2 protein-coding genes are annotated in these 1,472 nt (G+C 61.8%); both read right to left on the minus strand.

What is annotated here, in order from left to right; all coding sequences use genetic code 11:
- Nucleotides 1-30: 30 nt before the first annotated feature.
- Nucleotides 31-840 (minus strand): type IV secretion system protein, encoded by an 810-nt coding sequence (locus TRIHO_RS20215; RefSeq protein ID WP_068248128.1) that lies wholly within the window; start codon nucleotides 838-840, stop codon nucleotides 31-33.
- Nucleotides 840-1,472: lytic transglycosylase domain-containing protein (locus tag TRIHO_RS20220; protein ID WP_131811234.1), on the minus strand; the 633-nt coding region annotated here is incomplete at its 5' end. The genes TRIHO_RS20215 and TRIHO_RS20220, both read right to left, overlap by 1 nt.

Here is a 1,472-nt window from a genome sequence, read left to right on the forward strand (position 1 = left end):
TGTTCACTCGCCACGCGTCACACCCCGCACTCACTCGGCCCGCAGCTCGGGCAGCGTGAAATCCATGAAGCGCTGCTCCTCGGCGATGGTGGCGGCATCGATCACGCCGCCGGTGCCATCGCCCACGGTTTGAATCGCTTCCAGCTGCCACATTGCCACGAGGGCGATGGCCAATTCAGCTGTCACGCGTGTATTGAGGTCGATGCTTTCCTTGAGTTCGTCCATGTCATCGATCAGCCCCACAAGGCGGTCGACCCGCTCGAGCGATTGGCCTGCGTCTTCATAGCTGTTCTGGGCGGCGGTTGAGACAAGGGCACCGGTGGTGGCCTGCGTCGCCACGCGGTTGGCCCCGGGATTGCCGCTCGTGGCCATTTCCGAGAGGGTGTCATCGTCAAATCCGAGATCGGCCAGCACCCGATCCATCTGGGTTTCGATTTCGCCTGCGCCGGAGCCCGAGAGGCCCGAGAAATCCCCAGTCTTGATCGCCTCAATCGTGGCGAGGATGTCGCCAAATTCTTGGTCGAGCAGACCGTTCAACTCGTCTTCCATTTCCGTCCGGATGATTTCTGGAAGCTCGGCAAGTCGGGTGAGCGCTTCATAGGTTCTTTGCAGCTCCACGAGTTGATCCGTGAGTGTGGCAAGCTGTTCGCGGAGCTGCGTGAGCTGCTCGTTTTGCAGGATCTCGTCTTCGATCATCTGCCGCAGCTGCTGGATGTTTTGCGCGATGTTCTGGGTATCGACGACGGGCACGCCTTGCGCGAGGGCAGGGGATAGGGCGCCAAGATGCAGACCAACCCCAAGTGTCGTGGCCAAAGCTGTCCTCAAGAGCAGATGTCCCATCATTCAATCTCCCTGATCGTAAAATCCATGAACGCGCCTTCGGCCATGCGGGCGCTGGCCTGGGCTAGCTCTTCGGCGGAGAGGACTCGGGTGCGGGCGGCCTGAAGCCGGATGCGGGCAGCCACGAGACGCACGAGTTCGGCGCGGGCATAAGTGTTGAGCGCAACGCTCTCCTGCACATCCTCGGTCTCGGAAATCCGTTCGACGATATCCGCGATGCGCAGGGCGGCTTGCCTGATCGCGGCGGGTGAGTTGTTGCCATAGAAGGCCGCGCCGTGCCCAGTGAGCGAGAGGTTGGCATTGGCCAGAAGCGCGGGGTCGATCGTGCCAAGCGCTTCGATCCCGCCGATACGGGTCAAATAGAGGTTATAGCGTTCGGGGATCACCTGGACGTAGTGCTGGGTCTCGCGAAAGGGCGGCACGCCGCCATACTCGAAAACCCGGCCGGGTCCGGCATTATAGGCCGCGAGCGCGTTGATGATGTTGCCATCGAATGTGTTGAGCTGGGTCGCGAGATAGCGCGCGCCGCCATGCACCTGCAGGTAAGGGCTGTCATAGTAATCCGGGTTGATGCCGAGATCGCTGGCGGTGCCGGGCATGATCTGGGTGAGGCCATAGGCGCCGACGGGAGA

It is taken from the genome of Tritonibacter horizontis, assembly GCF_001518015.1.
Lineage (GTDB): Bacteria > Pseudomonadota > Alphaproteobacteria > Rhodobacterales > Rhodobacteraceae > Epibacterium > Epibacterium horizontis.

Coding starts and splice junctions, on each gene's coding strand:
- TRIHO_RS20215 (WP_068248128.1), bottom strand. CDS start 840: ATGGGACATCTGCTCTTGAGGACAGCTTTGGCCACGACACTTGGGGTT.